General features: G+C 69.2%; 17 protein-coding genes. 5 read left to right on the forward strand and 12 right to left on the reverse strand.

Going from position 1 to position 16,114, the window contains the following annotated elements; all coding sequences use genetic code 11:
- Window positions 1–227 precede the first annotated feature (227 nt).
- Complete coding sequence (locus tag EIZ45_RS37240) at window positions 228–1,583, forward strand: aspartate aminotransferase family protein (protein ID WP_134667794.1); 1,356 nt, start codon at window positions 228–230, stop codon at window positions 1,581–1,583.
- Between the two features lie 48 nt (window positions 1,584–1,631).
- Here the strand turns inward: EIZ45_RS37240 and EIZ45_RS37245 are convergent, their stop codons facing one another.
- The 6 genes from EIZ45_RS37245 to EIZ45_RS37275 all read right to left on the reverse strand — a co-directional run bounded on the left by EIZ45_RS37245 (window position 1,632) and on the right by EIZ45_RS37275 (window position 8,067).
- Window positions 1,632–1,832 carry a putative sulfate exporter family transporter gene (locus EIZ45_RS37245; protein WP_205670209.1) on the reverse strand — a complete coding sequence of 67 codons (201 nt, stop codon included), beginning with the start codon at window positions 1,830–1,832 and terminating at the stop codon, window positions 1,632–1,634.
- Between the two features lie 339 nt (window positions 1,833–2,171).
- Complete coding sequence (locus EIZ45_RS37260) at window positions 2,172–3,146, reverse strand: NADPH:quinone oxidoreductase family protein (RefSeq protein ID WP_043828706.1); 975 nt, start codon at window positions 3,144–3,146, stop codon at window positions 2,172–2,174.
- A 14-nt stretch (window positions 3,147–3,160) separates the two neighbouring features.
- Window positions 3,161–4,579 (reverse strand): Re/Si-specific NAD(P)(+) transhydrogenase subunit beta, encoded by a 1,419-nt coding sequence (gene pntB, locus EIZ45_RS37265; RefSeq protein ID WP_200864214.1) that lies wholly within the window; start codon window positions 4,577–4,579, stop codon window positions 3,161–3,163.
- Between the two features lie 21 nt (window positions 4,580–4,600).
- Window positions 4,601–6,124, reverse strand: coding sequence for a Re/Si-specific NAD(P)(+) transhydrogenase subunit alpha (locus EIZ45_RS37270; RefSeq protein ID WP_134667793.1), 1,524 nt, complete (start codon window positions 6,122–6,124; stop codon window positions 4,601–4,603).
- A gap of 180 nt (window positions 6,125–6,304) precedes the next feature.
- A complete protein-coding gene (locus EIZ45_RS46315) occupies window positions 6,305–6,466 on the reverse strand; it encodes a hypothetical protein (RefSeq protein ID WP_167756672.1) in 162 nt (53 codons plus the stop codon).
- 290 nt (window positions 6,467–6,756) lie between these two features.
- On the reverse strand, window positions 6,757–8,067 hold the full coding sequence (locus tag EIZ45_RS37275) for a hypothetical protein (RefSeq protein WP_134667792.1): 1,311 nt from the start codon (window positions 8,065–8,067) through the stop codon (window positions 6,757–6,759).
- 157 nt (window positions 8,068–8,224) lie between these two features.
- Here EIZ45_RS37275 and EIZ45_RS37280 point away from each other — a divergent pair, with 157 nt between their 5' ends.
- Entirely contained in the window at window positions 8,225–8,557 is a 333-nt protein-coding gene (locus EIZ45_RS37280; protein WP_043828699.1) for a VOC family protein, read from the forward strand.
- Between the two features lie 82 nt (window positions 8,558–8,639).
- Window positions 8,640–9,494, forward strand: a complete 855-nt coding sequence (locus EIZ45_RS37285; protein WP_134667791.1) for an alpha/beta fold hydrolase — start codon at window positions 8,640–8,642, stop codon at window positions 9,492–9,494.
- Between the two features lie 4 nt (window positions 9,495–9,498).
- Here EIZ45_RS37285 and EIZ45_RS37290 read toward each other — a convergent pair whose 3' ends face one another.
- Complete coding sequence (locus EIZ45_RS37290) at window positions 9,499–10,374, reverse strand: oxidoreductase (protein ID WP_134667790.1); 876 nt, start codon at window positions 10,372–10,374, stop codon at window positions 9,499–9,501.
- Between the two features lie 61 nt (window positions 10,375–10,435).
- Between EIZ45_RS37290 and EIZ45_RS37295 the strand changes: the two genes are divergently transcribed.
- Window positions 10,436–11,050, forward strand: coding sequence for a TetR/AcrR family transcriptional regulator (locus EIZ45_RS37295; protein WP_037812193.1), 615 nt, complete (start codon window positions 10,436–10,438; stop codon window positions 11,048–11,050).
- A 137-nt stretch (window positions 11,051–11,187) separates the two neighbouring features.
- Window positions 11,188–11,793: a TetR/AcrR family transcriptional regulator gene (locus EIZ45_RS37300; protein WP_167756673.1), complete on the forward strand. Its 606-nt coding sequence runs from the start codon at window positions 11,188–11,190 to the stop codon at window positions 11,791–11,793.
- On the opposite strand, the gene EIZ45_RS37305 is transcribed toward EIZ45_RS37300, so the two are convergent.
- From EIZ45_RS37305 to EIZ45_RS37325, 5 genes are read right to left on the reverse strand one after another with little or no spacing between them, the layout of a single operon-like run.
- Window positions 11,794–13,464: an AMP-binding protein gene (locus EIZ45_RS37305; RefSeq protein ID WP_134667788.1), complete on the reverse strand. Its 1,671-nt coding sequence runs from the start codon at window positions 13,462–13,464 to the stop codon at window positions 11,794–11,796.
- On the reverse strand, window positions 13,464–14,642 hold the full coding sequence (locus EIZ45_RS37310) for a lipid-transfer protein (RefSeq protein WP_134667787.1): 1,179 nt from the start codon (window positions 14,640–14,642) through the stop codon (window positions 13,464–13,466). The genes EIZ45_RS37305 and EIZ45_RS37310 overlap by 1 nt, the downstream gene beginning before the upstream one ends.
- The gene (locus EIZ45_RS37315; protein WP_134667786.1) at window positions 14,639–15,022 is read right to left on the reverse strand and encodes a MaoC/PaaZ C-terminal domain-containing protein; all 384 of its coding nucleotides are present in this window, start codon (window positions 15,020–15,022) and stop codon (window positions 14,639–14,641) included. The genes EIZ45_RS37310 and EIZ45_RS37315 overlap by 4 nt, the downstream gene beginning before the upstream one ends.
- Entirely contained in the window at window positions 15,019–15,444 is a 426-nt protein-coding gene (locus tag EIZ45_RS37320) for a Zn-ribbon domain-containing OB-fold protein (RefSeq protein ID WP_134667785.1), read from the reverse strand. The genes EIZ45_RS37315 and EIZ45_RS37320 overlap by 4 nt, the downstream gene beginning before the upstream one ends.
- The gene (locus EIZ45_RS37325) at window positions 15,444–15,992 is read right to left on the reverse strand and encodes a MaoC family dehydratase N-terminal domain-containing protein (RefSeq protein WP_134667784.1); all 549 of its coding nucleotides are present in this window, start codon (window positions 15,990–15,992) and stop codon (window positions 15,444–15,446) included. The genes EIZ45_RS37320 and EIZ45_RS37325 overlap by 1 nt, the downstream gene beginning before the upstream one ends.
- Between the last annotated feature and the right edge of the window lie 122 nt (window positions 15,993–16,114).

The following is a 16,114-nucleotide window of genomic DNA, read 5'->3' on the forward strand; positions in this document are numbered from 1 at the left end:
TCCCCGGGCCGGAACCGAAGCATTCCGCCCAGGGCGGCGCGACGCAATACCGCGAGAACGACCGCTCCGTTTACCGGCGAAGCGGGTCCGGCGGCTCTCCCCGAGCATCGAGCGGGAACAGTTCGCCCCGAACGCCCTTTTCGCAGGGAAGACCGCCGCGCACCGGGCGGGCTCCCGGCGGCCGCCTCCGGCCGCGCCACCACCATTGCCAGGGGAGAACAGCCCAGATGACCATTCTCGACCATCCCGCGCCGCTCACCGGTCCCGCCGTCCACTGCGATCTGCCCGGCCCGCGTTCGGCCGAGTACCTCGAGCGGCAGGACCGCCGGGAACCGAACGCCCGCGGCGGCCCCCGGCGGCTGCCGATCGCGATCACCGAGGGCTCGGGAAGCTTCGTGCGCGACGCCGACGGCAACGTCTTCATCGACTTCCTCGCCGGGGCGGGCGTGCTCTCCCTCGGGCACAACCATCCCGAACTGGTCGCGGCCATGACCGCGCAGCTGAGCAAGCTGACCCACGCGCTCGACTTCGCGACTCCGGTCAAGGACGAGTTCTCCGAGGCCCAGCTCGCGATGCTGCCCGAAGCGCTGCGCCCGAGAATGAAACTGCACTTCTGCGGGCCCGCCGGGACCAACGCGGTCGAAGCCGCGCTGAAGCTGTGCAAAACCGCGACCGGACGCGGCGGCGTCGTGTCGTACCAGGGCCGGTTCCACGGCAGCGCGCACGCCGCGCTGGGCCTGATCGGGCAGCGGCCGGGCGCGCACCCCCTGTCCGGCACCCAGTACCCGCCGTACTCCTCCTGCCCCCGCTGCCCGGCCGGCCACGATCCGGACACGTGCGCCGCGACCTGCCCGGACCTGCTCGAACGCTCGCTGCACGACCCCGACGGCGGCCTCCCGCTGCCCGCGGCGGTGGTGCTGGAACTGGTGCAGGGCGAGGGCGGCGTGGTCCCGGCGCGGGCGGATTTCGTCCACCGGGTACGCGAGCTGACCCGGGAACTGGGCATCCCGCTGATCGTCGACGAACTGCAGACCGGCTGCGGCCGCACCGGGACCTGGTTCGCCTTCGAGCGCTACGGCATCGAACCCGACGTGATCGTCGCGTCCAAGGCGCTCAGCGGAATCGGCTCGCCGGTCTCGCTGATCATCTACGACGAGCGCCTCGACCACTGGGCTCCCCGTGCGCACGCGTTCCGCGGCAATCAGCTCGCCTTCGCCGCGGGCGCGCGGGCGATCGAGGTCGTCAACCGCGACAGCGTGCTGGACAACGTCGTCGAGCGCGGCTGCCAGTTCGAGGAACTGCTCTCCCCGCTGGCCAGCCACCAGTGGGTGACGGACGTGCGCGGCGCCGGGCTGATGTGGGGCATCGAACTGGCCGATCCGCGCACCGGAGCGCCCGCGTCGGAACTCGCGCTGGCCGTGCAGAACCACGCGTTGCGCCGCGGGCTCATCGTCGAATTGGGCGGACGCGGCGACAGTGTGGTCCGGCTGCTGCCGCCGCTCAACGTCACCGCGGACGTCGTGCGCACGGCCGCCGGAATCCTGCTGGCCGCGCTCGATTCGGCTACCCGCGAGGCGCGCTGACCGACGGCCGCGCCACCGCCCGGGGTCTGGCGGTGGCGCGGTTCACCGTCAGAAGGCGAACCACTGCGACGACACCAGCACCAGCCCCAGCGAGCACACCGCGACCACCACCAGCCCGAGCGCGGCCACCACCAGCGGTCGCAGCCCGCTTCGGGCCATCTGGCGGAGGTCGAAATTCAGGCCGACCCCGGCGAAGCACAGCAGGAACGCCCACTTCGAGAGGTTCCGCGTTCGGCACCGAAGCCACACTCGCCGAGCTTCCCGCGCCGATTCCCGGACCGGGCCAGGTCGTCGTCGATGTCGTGGCAGCGGCGGCGAACCCGCTCGACCTCAAAATCGCCTCCGGAGTCATGACCGACTCAGCGTCAATGCCTGCCCGCGTCTTGAGGTCCGTGAGGGCCACCCTGAGGGAATCAGATTCCCTCAGGGTTCCCCTCACGGCACGCACACCCCGCGTCCCAGGCCAGGCGACACCTTCGGCCGAGGACGGCAGCCAGCGCCTCCTCTGGTTCACCGCGCCACCCGGCCGCGACGACCTGGAACTGCTGGCTGCCGTCGGCACCCAAGACCTCGCCCCGCGTCAGTCCGCTATGGACGGACGGCCAGGATGAGCTTCCCCAGCGCCTTCCGGTTTTCGATGGCCTCCAACGCCTGCTGGACGTCCGCCAGCGGGTAGCTCCCGCCCAGCGGCGGCACGATCGCGCCCTCGGCCAGCTTCGGCAGCAGCTCCGCCCACTGCCCCTGCAGGTACCCCGGCCGCGGCAGCGCGTACGCGCCCCAGCCGACGCCCACGACGTCCAAGTTGTTGAGCAGCAACCGGTTCACCTTCACTTCGGGGATGGACCCGCCGGTGAACCCGATGACCAGCATCCGCCCGTCCGCGGCGAGGCAGCGCAGCGAATCGGTGAACCGGTCGCCGCCGACGACGTCCGCGATCACATCGACCCCGCGCCCGCCGGTCGCCGCTTTCACCGCGTCCTTGAAACCGTCCGCCAGCACGTACTCGTCCGCCCCGGCCGCGACCGCCGTCTCGCCCTTCTCCGGCGTCGACACCACGCCGAGCACCTTGCCCGCACCGAACGCCTTCGCGACCTGGATGACCGCCGTCCCGACCCCGCCCGCAGCGCCGTGCACCAACACGGTCTCCCCGGCCGCCATCCGGCCCCGCCGGCACAGCGCGAAATGCGCGGTCAGATAGTTGAACGGGATCGCCGCCGCCTGGTCGAAGCCCAGATCGTCCGGGATCGGGAACACCGCGTCCGCCCCGCACGCAACCCGCTCGGCGAACCCGCCCAGGAACGGCAGCGCCGCGACCCGGTCCCCGGCCTTGACCGCCGCGCCTTCCGGAGCCTCCGCCACGACCCCGGCGACCTCCGCGCCCGGGATGAACGGCAACTCCGGCTTCACCTGGTACAGCCCGCGCGTCTGCAGCAGATCCGGGAACGACACCCCGGCCGCGTGCACGTCGATCAGCACCTGATCGTCAGCACGCGACGGTACGTCGGCTTCGACAACCGAAACGGTCGACGGGCCTTCGAGATCCTTGATGTGTACGGCTTTCATGCGTTTCTCCTGGTTCACAGCGCGGAGAGGATGTCGTTGACGCGGTCTTTGGCGTCGCCGAAGAGCATCGCGGAGTTGTCGCGGAAGAACAGCGGGTTCTGCACGCCCGCGTACCCGGAGGCCATGGAGCGTTTGAACACGATCACGTTCTCCGCTTCCCACACGGTGAGGACGGGCATGCCCGCGATCGGACTGCCGGGGTCCTCGGCCGCCGCGGGGTTGACGGTGTCGTTGGCGCCGATGACGAGGACGACGTCGGTGTCGGCGAAGTCGTCGTTGATCTCGTCCAGCTCCAGCACGATGTCATACGGCACCTTCGCCTCGGCGAGGAGCACGTTCATGTGGCCGGGCAGGCGTCCGGCGACGGGGTGGATGCCGAAGCGGACCTCGATGCCCTTGTCGCGCAGTTTCCGGGTCAGTTCCGCCACTCCGTACTGGGCTTGGGCGACCGCCATCCCGTAGCCGGGGGTGATGATCACCCGCGACGCCCCGGTGAGCAGTTCGGCCGCGCCTTCGGCGGTGATTTCCCGGTGCTCGCCGTAATCCTTGTCCCCGCTCGGCCCCGCCTCGATCCCGAAACCGCCCGCGATGACCGAGATGAACGATCGGTTCATCGCCTTGCACATGATGTAGGACAGGTACGCACCCGACGAACCGACGAGGGCGCCGGTGATGATCAGCAGGTCGTTCTCCAGCAGGAACCCCGACGCCGCAGCCGCCCAGCCGCTGTAGCTGTTCAGCATCGAGACGACCACGGGCATGTCCCCGCCGCCGATCGACGCCACCAGATGCCAGCCCAATGCCAGTGCGAGGACGGTGACGACGATCAGCAGCCACAGGTGGGGGCTCGCGACGAACCAGGCGGTGAACGCCACGAAAAGGACAAGTGCGCCGAGGTTCAGGAAATTCTTCCCGGGCAGCATCAACGGCGCGGACTTCATCTTCGCCGACAGTTTCAGGTTCGCCACGATCGACCCGGTGAACGTCACCGCGCCGATGAACACCCCGATGAACACCTCGGCATGATGGATCCCCAACGTCCCCAGGGCTTCCAGGTGGCGGGACTCGCCGCCGGTCGGGTCGCACTCGACCTGCAGATAGCCGTTCCAGCCGACCAGGACCGCGGCGAGACCGACGAAGGAATGCAGCAGGGCGATCAGCTCGGGCATCCCGGTCATCTCGACCACCGCCGCCCGCCGCAGCCCGATCCCCGCCCCGATGACCATCGCGACGATCATCAACGCGACCGACGTCCCGGTGATGTCGCCGGTGACGGCCTGGGCGATGGTCGCGATCAGCGCGACGACCATCCCGGCGATCCCGAAATAGTTCCCCACCCGGGCGGTTTCGTGCCGGGACAGCCCGGCGAGGGCGAGAATGAACAACAGCCCGGCCACGATGTAGGCGGCCTGGCTCGCAGTGTGCACAGTCATCAGAACAGAACGCCTTCCGGGTCAGCTGCGGGAGAACATCGCGAGCATCCGGCGGGTCACCGCGAACCCGCCGAAAATGTTGATCGTCGCCAGCAATGTCGCCACCGCCGCCAGCACGACGACCACCGTGTTTCCGCTGACCAGATTCAGCAGAGCGCCCACGACGATGATCCCGGAAATCGCGTTCGTCACCGACATCAACGGCGTGTGCAACGCGTGGTGCACATGCCCGATCACGTAGTACCCGATCACGATCGCCAGCGCGAACACCGTCAAATGCGGCAACAGAGCCGCCGGAGCCAACGCCGCCAGCACCAGCACCACCGCCGCGATCCCCAACACCACGCCCAAGCGACGCCCCGAGGACATCGGGGCCTTCTCCGGCTCCTCCTTCTTCACCGGCGCTGCGGGTTTCTGCGGCGCTGCCGAGACCTGCACCGGAGGCGGCGGCCAGGTCAGCTCGCCGTTTTTCACGACGGTGATCGACCGGACCACCACATCGTCGAAGTCCACGACCAGTTGGCCGTCTTTCTCCGGGGTCATCAGCTTCATCAGGTTCACCAGGTTGGTGCCGTAAAGCTGCGACGCCTGCGCCGGAAGACGGCCCGCGAGATCCGTGTAGCCCAGGATCGTCACGCCGTTGTCGGTCACGACGCTTTCCCCGGCGACGGAGCCTTCGACGTTGCCGCCGTTCGCCGCCGCCATGTCCACGATCACCGAACCCGGCTTCATCGACGCCACCATCTCACCGGTGATGATCCGCGGCGCCGGACGGCCCGGGATCAACGCCGTCGTCACGATGATGTCGACGTCCTTGCACTGCGCCGCGTACAGCTCCTTCTCGCGCGCCTTGTAGTCGTCGCCCATCTCCTTCGCGTACCCGGTCGCGGACACCTCCGCGTTCGGGTCCTCGATGGACAGATACTCCCCGCCCAGGCTCTTCACCTGATCCGCGACCTCCGGGCGCGGGTCCGTCGCCCGCACGATCGCACCCAGCGACCCCGCAGCGCCGATCGCCGCCAAACCCGCCACACCCGCCCCGACGACGAGGACCTTCGCCGGGTTGACCTTGCCCGCGGCGGTCACCTGGCCGGTGAAGAACCGCCCGAACGTGTGCGCCGCCTCCACCACCGCCCGATACCCCGCGATATTCGCCATCGACGACAGCACATCCAGCGACTGCGCCCGGCTGATCCGCGGCACCGCATCCATCGCCAACGCCGTGATCGGCCGCTTCGCGAGATCCTCCACCAGCTCCGGCTTCAGAGCCGGAGCCAGCAAGCTGACCACCGTCGAGCCCTGCTTCACCGCGTCCAACTGCCCGGACGACGGCGCGTTCACTCCGAACACGACGTCCGCCTCCGCGACCGACCCCACCGTCGCACCAGCGTCCGCATACGCCTGGTCGAAGAACCCCGACGCCAACCCCGCGCCCGGCTCCACCGCCACCTCGTAACCCAGCCCGCGCAGCTTGCCCACCGTTTCCGGAGTAGCCGCGACGCGCGTCTCCCCCGGTTGGGCCTCCTTGAGCACCCCGATCAGCATGCCGTCTCCTTCCCGCTCGTTCGCGGAAGATCCGCCGGCCGGGCCTGACGGCGTTTTGGGTCGCCACCTGGTCCGACTTCGCCCGCTTCAGGTACAGATGCGCTGGATACTCCCATGCCGCCCGGCCTCCGGCAGCCAACCGAAGCCCCTTTTTCCACGGCAAGTCCGACGAGATCACGGTCATAGCGCGGGCAGCCGGGCCGACCGGGCCGTTCCCGAGGTCGCGGCGGCGAGCCGGAAACCGCCGACTACCCGGTTGAACCGCCTCGCGGCTCCGGTCCGGGTCCGGCCGCGGGGCGCGGTCGCCGGATCGATCACGAGGCCCGCAGTGATGTCCGCCACTTGACAACCGGCCTGCTCGGGCTCAGCCGACCGGGCGGCGCAGTCCGCTGCTCCGCTCGGAGCCCGCCGGTCGCGCAGCAGGTCAGCATGGCCGTCAACTCGTCCTCGAATATGGGAAGGCCGAGCGGCTCCGGCCTGGCGATCATCTTGCGCACGAGCAGTTCCACCGCGTTCAGCCAGGTCCACATTGGACACGGCCTGCTCCGGCAACTCCTCGGCAGCGGTGAGCCTTTACTCATCACAGACCACTGAGCAGGACAAATGCCCGGCTTGAGGGTCGACGGGTGCGTTTACCGCCGCGGATACACGTACACGCCTTCGGATTCCTTGTCGACCACCGCGACGTTCCGGTCGATCGCCGCGGGCAGCGAGGTCTCCTCGGCCAGCGGTTTCGCTTCTCCGGTGGACAGGTCGATCCGCACCGGGGCTTCGCTGGTGCCGTAGGCGATTCCGTCCGGCCCGACGGATTCCACCTTGACAGCCTTCCGCGTTTCGGTTTCGGCGAAGCAGGAACCCTTCTTCGCCTGCAGATCGAAGACGACCAGCCCGGCGACGAGATACCGGCCGCCCGGGTCCAGGAACGGCTGCGGCTGCCTGCTGCCCCGGTCGTCCACTGTGGACTGTGCACAGCGGACCGAGGCCAGCACCTGTCCGGTCGCCGCGTCGTGGACCGCCCACATCCGCACGGTCGCGTCGTCCTCGACCGGCCATGCCGCGAGGACGTGCTGCCCGTCCGGAGTGCCGTAGGTGCGCACATCCGCGCTGCCGACGTTCGCCTTCGCCCCGGGCGGGACCACGTCGCCGCTGAACCAGCCGCCCGATGTCCAGAACGCCCGGAATCCCTGCACCAGCGGCCCTTTCGCGGTCGCGCCGGGGACGGTGAGGTTCAGGTTGCAGTCGCCGATGTCGTGCTCGCAGGGTTTCGGCGCCTTCAGCGCCGGGCTTTGCTGCTCGTAGGTGGCGACCTGGCCGGTGGACACGTCCGCGACCGCGGTCGCCCGGTCCACCTCGACCAGCGCCGTTCCCCCGTCCTGCACAGCGAACCGGCTCGCCGAGGCCGGGACGACGATCCGCCGCGCCGCTTTCCCGCCGTCCGGGGTCGCGCCGATGTCGAACACGTCGAGATGCGTGACCTTCTTCGCCTTGTTGACCGCGTCACCGCCCTCCAGGCCGGTGCTGGCCAGAACCGCGTAGTCCTTGCCGTCCTTGGCCGTTTCGAACAATCGCGTGGAGACGTCGTGGTAGTTGGTCTCCTCCTCGGGCAGCTCGACCGGCGCGCTCGTCCAGCGGTCCGCGCCGGTCTTCTCGTCCTTCGCGACGACCCGCACGGTCTTGCCGTCGTTCGACGCTTCCGCGAACAACACCGCCCCAGCTCGCGCGGCAAGGATTGGATCGGTGAGTTTGCCGCCGTCGGCGCCGACCGCCGACCAGCCCTTGGCCGCGTCGAACGCGTCGGGAATCTTCTGCTGCGCCGCGGCCGGGTCCGGTTGAGGCGCGGGAGGCACCGGCGCGGGAGTCGGCGCGGGGTCCGAACAGGCGGAAAGCACCGCCCCGGTGACGAGGGCGCCGGCGATGACAACGGAATTCCTTAGCCTCGGCATGCGAACTGCGACGGCCGGGCGCGAACGCGGGTTCCCTGCGTGCGGCAGATATTTCGGAGCCGCCAGGCCGCGCACCCGAGGCAAGTGCTTGCACTTCGCCAGCACTCGTGGTCTCCTCGAAGCGCTTGCAAAACACAGTCACTCCGAAAGGGAAGCCATGATCCGCCGAGTACTCGCCCAGTGCACCGTCTCCGAGCTCGCGCGCGCCGAGAAGTGGTACACCGCGTTGTTCGACCGCGGTCCCGACGCGCGGCCGATGCCTGGCCTGCTGGAATGGCACCTCGACGACGCCTTCGGGCTGCAGGTGTGGTCCGAACCCGACCGCGCCGGGCGGTCGACGGTCGTCTTCGAGGACACGGACCTCGACGCGGTCGCCGCCCAGGCCACAAAGGCCGGTATCGCACACGAGGGGCCGCAACCCGGTGGCGGTGCGCGCATTCTGCCGCTCGCCGACCCGGACGGGAACCGTGTCGTGTTCAGCGGCAAGTGATCCGGCTTGACCGTCCGGCCCGGACCGGCCTAGGGTCGCGACTAGAGAGATCGCTCTAGTCGGGAGACCCGAGGGAGGTCCGATGCCGCGCGTGGAGCTGTCCGCCGGGCCGATCGACTACACCGACACCGGCGGCACCGGGCCGGTTCTGGTGTTCGGGCACGGCTTCCCGATGTCCGGCACGCAATGGCGCAAGGTCGTCCCGCTGCTGGAGGGCTGCCGCTGCGTCCTGCCCACGCTGCCGCTCGGCGCGCACCTCGCCCCGATGCGGCCCGACGCGGACCTGACCCAGTTCGGGATCGCGCGGCTGCTCGGCGAATTCCTCGCCGCACTCGACCTCCACGACGCGACAATCGTGCTCAACGACTGGGGCGGCGGCCAATTCCTCGTCGCCGACGGGCTGGCTCCGGCCGCGCACGTCGCCCGGGTCGGACGGCTCGCGCTCGTCGCGTGCGAGGCGTTCGACAACTTCCCGCCCAAGCCCGCGCGACCGGCCGTGAAGCTGCTCCGGCTTCCCGGCGGACCGTGGCTGCACGCCCAGGCCACCCGGACGTCGTTCTACCGCCACGCCAAAGCCGCGTACGGCGGGATGTGCGAAAGCCGGATCCCCGACGACGTTCTCGAGGGCTGGTTCGCGCCGGCGTTGCGGGACAAGGAAATTCGCCGGGACATGGTCAAATTCGCCACCGGGAGCCCGCCGCGGCGAGTGCTGCTCGAATGGACCGAGCGGCTGCGGTCGTTCGACCGGCCGGTCCTGGTCGTGTGGGCGGGCAAGGACCGGATGATGCCGGCCGAGCACGGACAGCGGCTCGCCGAATTGTTCCCGGACGGCCGCCTCGTCGAAATCCCGGACAGCGGCACGCTAGTCCCGGAAGACCAACCGGAACGGCTGGCCAAGGAACTGATCGCGTTCCTCGCCGAAACGGGCGCGGAATAACGCGTCAGGCCGACACGGTCAGCGGAAAACGCACTCCGGTCAGCTCCTCGGAGACAGTCCACAAGCGACGGGCGGTCTCGAGATCGCGTGCTTTCGCCGACCGGCCAACGAGTTTCGGCGCGCCGCGGTTCTGCAGGAAACCGCGCGGGCCCGCGTAGCTGTTCCCGGGAATGTCGGCGAGCGCGGCGTAAAGCGTCGGCCGGGCGCCTTGTTCGGGGGTTTGCGCGGCCACGCGGGTGCCGAATTTCGCGATGGAGGAGAGCACCGGCGTCTCGACTTTCAGCAGATTCGTCGCCGCCACTCCCGGATGCGCGGCGGTCGCGAGCACCGGCGAACCGGCTTCGGTCAACCGGCGCTGGAGTTCGGCGGTGAACAGCAGGTTCGCGAGTTTCGACTGCCCGTAGGCCGCCGTCGCCCGGTACGGCTTGCGCTCCCAGTTGAGGTCGGTGAAATCGATCGAGCCCACGCGGTGGCCGTTCGACGAAACCGTCACCACCCGGCCGCGGATCTGCCGCAGCAACAGGTTCGTGAGCGCGAAATGGCCGAGATGATTGGTCCCGAACTGGGATTCGAAACCGTCCGCGGTGCGCGACAGCGGCGGGATCATGATGCCGGCGTTGTTGATCAGCAGGTCGATCGGCTCGGTGAACTCCGCCGCGAACGCGCGGACCGAAGCCAGATCGGCGAGGTCGAGTTGACGGACTTCGGCGTCGCCGGGCAGCTGGTCGGCGGCCTCGCGGCCGCTGCGCGGATTCCGCACCGCGAGCACGATCCGCATGCCCTTGGCGGCCAGCGCCGCCGCGGTCGCCCGCCCCAATCCGCTGTTCGCACCGGTGATCACGGCGGTGCGGCCGGTCTGGTTTTCCGGAAGAAGGTCCATGCCCCCAAAGTAGGCACCGGCAACAATGTTGTCAACGGAAACATACTGCTAGACTGACCGGGTGCCCGACCAGTCCGAAGACCGCCCCTACCACCACGGCAGCCTCCGCACCGCCTTGCTCGACGCGGCCGAACGCGGGTTGCGCGCGCACGGGGCCGATCAGCTGTCGCTGCGCGACCTGGCCAGGGAGATCGGCGTCAGTCACGCCGCGCCGCGCCGGCACTTCCCGGATCGGCAGGCATTGCTCGACGCGCTCGCCGAAGCCGGTTTCGCGCGCCTGGACAGCGCGTTGCGCACGGCATTGAAGACCGCCGAAGACTTCCCGGGCCGCGTACGCGCCGCGGCAACCGCGTACACCCGCTTCGCCACCGAGAACTCGGCGCTGCTGGAACTGATGTACACCAGCAAACACCGCCCCGGCGCGTCGCGGATCGTGCAGGCCGCCGAAGCGCCGTTCGCGCTGATGAACGACCTGATCGTCGAAGGCCAGCAGCAGGGCGCGTTGCAGGAAGGGCCGCCGCAGCGGATCGGCGTCGTGCTGTTCGCGACGCTGCAAGGAATCGCGACGCTCGGCAACGGCGACCTCGTTCCGCCGGAATTGCTCGACGGGCTCGTGGACACCGCCGTCGAACAGTTCCTGCGCGGCGCTCGTCCATACTGTGCCGATGGTTACTGACCCGACCACAGCCACGGCCGAATGACTTCGCCGCAACGGTTGCGTGCCGCTTCGGGGGTCGGCCTACTTTTGGTCGGATCAGTAACGAAACCGGCGGGCCGAGCGAATGGCGCGGACAATTGGATACCGTGGGCGGCATGGCTGACCAACGACCGCTCGGCTTGCGAGAACGCAAGAAGCTCGACACGCGCAAAGCGCTGAGCGACGCCGCCGTGGCGCTGATGTACGAGAGAGGTCCAGACAACGTCGTCCGCGAGGACATCGCCGAGCGGGCCGGGGTGTCGCTCCGGACGTTCAGCAACTACTTCGCCACGAAATACGACGCGGTCGCCTACCGGCAGGAACACCGGATCCGGCTCAGCGCGGAACTGCTGCGCCGCCGCCCGGCGGACGAGCCGCTGTGGACCGCGCTCGCCGAATCGCTCATCGAACCGCTGCGCGCCGACGGGGTGCCGTACGGGCAGCCGGCATCCGAGCAGCTCAGCGCGGTGCAAGCGTGGAGCGCGACGCCGGAGATGCGCACCGCGCTGGCCCGCGTGCACACCGGCGACCTGGTCAAGGCAATCGCCGAACGCACCGGCACCCGGGTCGGCGACCTGTACCCGCAGCTTGTGTCCGACGTCGCGATCGCGGCGATGACCACGGTCCTGAACCGGTTCCTGGACGAAAGCCTGGAAAAGACGGTCCCGGCGACGCTGCGCGACGTGTTCGCGCGGATTTCGCGGGGGCTCCCGCCGCAGTGATCAGCCCCGCGACGCCACGGGCAGCGAGTTCTCCCGGCCATGCGCCACAAACTCCGCCCGCAACGCCCGTCGATCCTCCTCGCTGAGCAGCCGATACGGGCTAGTCCGGGTCGGCGCGAACCACACCTCGCCGCCCTCCCAACCCAGCGCACGCAACGGCGCCTTGTCCACCTTGCCGCTGCCCGTCACCGGAGCATCGTCGATGATCCGGACGAACGTAGGCCGCCATTTCGTCCCCAGATCCGGTTGCGCGGCAAGGAATCCATCGAAATCGACCGGATCGAATGCGGCATCCGCAGCGAGGATCACCGACGCCATGAGCAGGTCCCCGGTCCGCGGATCGGGCACGCCGTAGCAGTGCGCCGCCGCGAACGCCGGGTAGCGGCCCAAAATGCGCTCAACCGGGACCGTGCCGAAGTTCTCGCCGTCTACGCGGAGCCAGTCCGCCGCCCGGCCCGCGAAGTACAGGTAGCCGTCGCGGTCGCGGTAGCCGAGGTCGCCGGTCCAGAAGTCCTCGCCGCCGAATTTCAGCCGTTCGGCCATCGCGGCCGGGTTGCGGTAGTAGCCCTCGAACGTTTTCCCCCGGCCCACCGCGACGATCTCGCCGGTCGCTTCCTCGCCGTTCAGCAGCAGCCCGTTCTCGTCGAATTCCGCGAGCGGGCATTCCCGGTTGTCCTCGTCGCGGATTTCCGCGCGCATTCCGGGCGCGGGACGGCCCAGCGCGTTCGGCGGCGCGTCCGGGTCCGGCACGATGCGGATTCCGCCCTCGCTGGACCCGTATCCTTCCCGCACTTCACAGCCGAACCGACGGCGGAATTCGGCGGATTCGCCCGGCGCGGCTTCGGAACCGAAGGCGACCTCCAACCGGTTGTCGGCGTCGGTCGGCTGCTCCGGCTGGGCGACGACGTAGCTCAGCACCCGGCCGACGTAGTTGAAGTAGGTCACGCCGTGCGCGCGCAGGTCCGGAATGAACTGCGACGCGGAGAACTTCCGCACCAGCACGATCGTCGCGCCGACCTTCGCCGCGGCAGCGAGGTTCATCATGATCGCGTGGCCGTGGAACATCGGCAGGCACAGGTAGGTGACCGAATCGCGGTGCAGCGAGACGCGTTCGGCCAGCGCGTCGGTCAACCGGCCGAGGCGGCCGTTGCTGCAGATCACCGCTTTGGGCGTGCCGGTCGAGCCGGAGCTGAACAGCAGGAGGAAGATCGCCGCCGGGTCCGGGAGCCACGCGGGCAGGTCCGCGCCCGCGTGCGCGGCGAGCAGATCCTGGTACTCCGGCGATTCCACGTCGAGGATCCGGCGGACGGTCGGCAGCTTAAGGCTCGCCACCTCGTCGCGGCAGAGCGGTTCGGTGAGCAGGACGTCGACGTCCGTGTGGCTGATGTCCGCCGCCAGCTCCGCGCCGCGCCGGGTGGAGTTGACGCCGACCAGGACGTCCCCGGTCACCGCGGCGGCGAGGATCCAGAACACGAAGTCCGGCAGGTTCTGCAGCAGCACCCCGACGTGCCGCTGCGTCCGGCCGGGACCCGGCTCGAAGGTGCGCAGCAGCGACGCCCGGACCGCGGCCTCGCCGACCACTTCAGCCCACGTCCAGCTCCGGCCCTCGAACCGCAGCCCCTCGTGCGAGTCCCCGTGCCGGGACCGGACGACTTCCGCGAAGGTCTCCATCAGCGGTCCGCCGCGAGCACGATCGCGGAGTGCGGCACCGGAGAACCGCCGGTGACGAGTACGTGCTCCAGCGACTTCGCCGGCTGGTTCACCGAACTGCCGCGAATCAGCCGGACACCCTCGGCGATTCCGTTGACCCCGTGGATGTAGCCCTCCCCCAGCTGGCCGCCGTGCGTGTTGACCGGCAGCCGTCCGTCGAGTTCGAGCGCACCGCTGGCGATGAAGTCCTTCGCTTCGCCGCGACCGCAGAATCCGTATTCTTCCAGTTGCAGCAAGACCATCGGGGTGAAGGCGTCGTAGAGGATCGCGGCGTCGATGCCGTCCGGCCCCAAGCCCGCTTGAGCCCACAATTGCTCGGCGACCAGCTGCACCTCGGGCATTTCGTCGATGTCCTCGCGGTAGTAGCTGCTCATCGAAATCTGTTGCGGACCAACGCCTTGCGCCGCCCCGGCGATCACCGCGGGCGGATGCGGAAGGTCGCGCGCCCGTTCCGCGCTCACGATCACCAGCGCCTGCCCGCCGTCGCTTTCCTGGCAGCAATCGAGCAGCCGCAACGGATCGGCGATCATCCGCGACGACTGGTGGTCTTCGAGCGTGATCGGCCGTTCGTGGAACCAAGCCTTCGGATTCACCGCCGCGTGTTTGCGGGAAAGAACCGAAACTCGGCCGAAGTCCTCGCTCGTAGCCCCGTATTTGTGCATGTACCGCCGCGCCAGAAATGCTTCCTGCTGCGCGGGCGTGAGCAGGCCGTACGGATTGATCCAGTTCCGATATTCCTGATCAGTGTTCGCGGTGTAGGCGAACGGCGGCGGCCCGGCACCGAACCGGTGGCCCGAACGTTCGTTGAATGCCCGGTACACCACAACGACATCCGCGACCCCAGAGCTGACCGCAAGGGCGGCCTGCTGCACCGGCGCGCATGCCCCGCCGCCACCGTGCGGAATGCGGCTGAAGAACTTGAGCTGCGGAATACCTAGTGCCCGCGCGACCGCGATCTCCGGGTTGGTTTCCATGGTGAACAACGCGAATCCGTCGACTTCTTCGACGGGAATTTGCGCGTCAGCAAGGGCGGCGAGAACGCATTCGCAAGCGAGCTGCCATTCGCTGCGTCCGGAATTCTTGCTGAATTCAGTCGCGCCGATCCCGGCGATCGCGGCCTGCCGCGCGAACCCGCTCATGCCGCCACCGTCACTCGGGCCGACACATGCACGCCGCGTTCGTGACTTCCGGTGACTTTGATCGTCACTGCGTCCTGAGTCGCTTCGATGACCTCGCCGGTGAAAGTGAGCGTGTCCCCGGGAAACAACGGCAGCCCGAGCCGCAACGACACCTTGCGAATCCGGGTCGCCGGGCCGCAGACGTCGGTGACATAGCGGTCGATGAACCCGTTGGTGGCGTTGATGCTGATGAAGATGTCCGGCATTCCGCGTTCCCGCGCTTTGCCCGGGTCGTGGTGCACGTCCTCGAAATCCTGGGACGCGATCGCGGTGGCGACGATCGTGGTGCGGTCGAAGGGAATCGCCAGCTCCGGCAGGCGGTCCCCGAGAGCCAGGGTCATCGGGTGTGCTCCTTCGGGTCGCGCGGCCGCAGCTGCGGGAGGATTTCGCCGTGCGCGTGCTCGCTGAAACCGACCTGGAGCGGCAGACCGACCTCGAGCCGGTCGTGGTCGACCCCGGCGATGTCCGCGACCAGCCGGACGCCCTCCTCCAGATCGGCGAGCCCGACCGCGAGCGGGTAGTCGAACGCGGGATCCTTCGGGTGATATAGCACTGTCCAGCTGTGCAATATCGCGCGGCCGCTGGCGACGACCGTGTCCCACGCGAAACTCCGGCACACCGGACACGCCGGGCCGGGCGGATGCCGGAGGGTCCGGCAGTCGGTGCAGCGCTGGATTTCCAGGCGTCCTTCGCGGGCGGCGGCGAAGAAGAACTGGTTGTCCTGGGTGATCGTGAGCCGCGGGACCGCGGTGTGCTCCCCCATCACTCGCTCCGTTCGGCCGGGCGGAACCGCAGGATCCGGAAGCGTTCGTCGACCAGCAGCTCGCCCGCTTCGTCCACGTAGTGCTTGCGCAGCGTGACGAAATGCCCGTAGCCGAGCGCGGTGCGTTTGCACTCCGAGACGGCCTCGATGGTGAAATGGCAGGTCACGTGCGTGCCCGGGGTGATCTCGCGGACGTACTCCTGCTCGACGTCGGTGGCCACCACCGAGGTGTAGCCGGCCGCGTCGAGCACGTTCATCAGCCGCGAGTACGCGAAGTCCTCCACCGCGCCCTCGCGGCGCAGCTCCTGGAGCTCGCGGTAGCGCCGGTACCCGGCCATGATCCAGGTCGAGCACATCGCGGGCGGCGCGACGACGCCGGACCGGCCGGCCGCCTTCGCCGCGGCGTCGTCGACGTACACCGGATTGCGGTCGTCGAGCGCCTCGACCCAGTTGCGGATCATCGCCTCGTTCACCGCGTACCGCGCCACCCGCGGCGGCTCGGCCTGCTGGCCGGTGAACTCGGCGAAGTCCGTCCGGAGACCGGTCATCACCCCTCCTTGAGCAAGCGTTTGGCAGGACGGTAAGAGCGCGCGGACGGGCGGGCAAGGGAAAGTCCCGGTGGGCGGACGGCTCCGGTGATCGCGGTTCTTGCCGGGCACTCGCTAGGCCT

The sequence above is a fragment of the Amycolatopsis sp. CFH S0740 genome, assembly GCF_004522315.1.
GTDB classification, from domain to species: Bacteria; Actinomycetota; Actinomycetes; order Mycobacteriales; family Pseudonocardiaceae; genus Amycolatopsis; species Amycolatopsis nivea.

Coding starts and splice junctions, on each gene's coding strand:
- EIZ45_RS37240 (WP_134667794.1), top strand. CDS start 228: ATGACCATTCTCGACCATCCCGCGCCGCTCACCGGTCCCGCCGTCCAC.
- EIZ45_RS37260 (WP_043828706.1), bottom strand. CDS start 3,146: ATGAAAGCCGTACACATCAAGGATCTCGAAGGCCCGTCGACCGTTTCG.
- pntB (WP_200864214.1), bottom strand. CDS start 4,579: ATGACTGTGCACACTGCGAGCCAGGCCGCCTACATCGTGGCCGGGCTG.
- EIZ45_RS37270 (WP_134667793.1), bottom strand. CDS start 6,124: ATGCTGATCGGGGTGCTCAAGGAGGCCCAACCGGGGGAGACGCGCGTC.
- EIZ45_RS37275 (WP_134667792.1), bottom strand. CDS start 8,067: ATGCCGAGGCTAAGGAATTCCGTTGTCATCGCCGGCGCCCTCGTCACC.
- EIZ45_RS37280 (WP_043828699.1), top strand. CDS start 8,225: ATGATCCGCCGAGTACTCGCCCAGTGCACCGTCTCCGAGCTCGCGCGC.
- EIZ45_RS37285 (WP_134667791.1), top strand. CDS start 8,640: ATGCCGCGCGTGGAGCTGTCCGCCGGGCCGATCGACTACACCGACACC.
- EIZ45_RS37290 (WP_134667790.1), bottom strand. CDS start 10,374: ATGGACCTTCTTCCGGAAAACCAGACCGGCCGCACCGCCGTGATCACC.
- EIZ45_RS37300 (WP_167756673.1), top strand. CDS start 11,188: ATGGCTGACCAACGACCGCTCGGCTTGCGAGAACGCAAGAAGCTCGAC.
- EIZ45_RS37305 (WP_134667788.1), bottom strand. CDS start 13,464: ATGGAGACCTTCGCGGAAGTCGTCCGGTCCCGGCACGGGGACTCGCAC.
- EIZ45_RS37310 (WP_134667787.1), bottom strand. CDS start 14,642: ATGAGCGGGTTCGCGCGGCAGGCCGCGATCGCCGGGATCGGCGCGACT.
- EIZ45_RS37315 (WP_134667786.1), bottom strand. CDS start 15,022: ATGACCCTGGCTCTCGGGGACCGCCTGCCGGAGCTGGCGATTCCCTTC.
- EIZ45_RS37320 (WP_134667785.1), bottom strand. CDS start 15,444: ATGGGGGAGCACACCGCGGTCCCGCGGCTCACGATCACCCAGGACAAC.
- EIZ45_RS37325 (WP_134667784.1), bottom strand. CDS start 15,992: ATGACCGGTCTCCGGACGGACTTCGCCGAGTTCACCGGCCAGCAGGCC.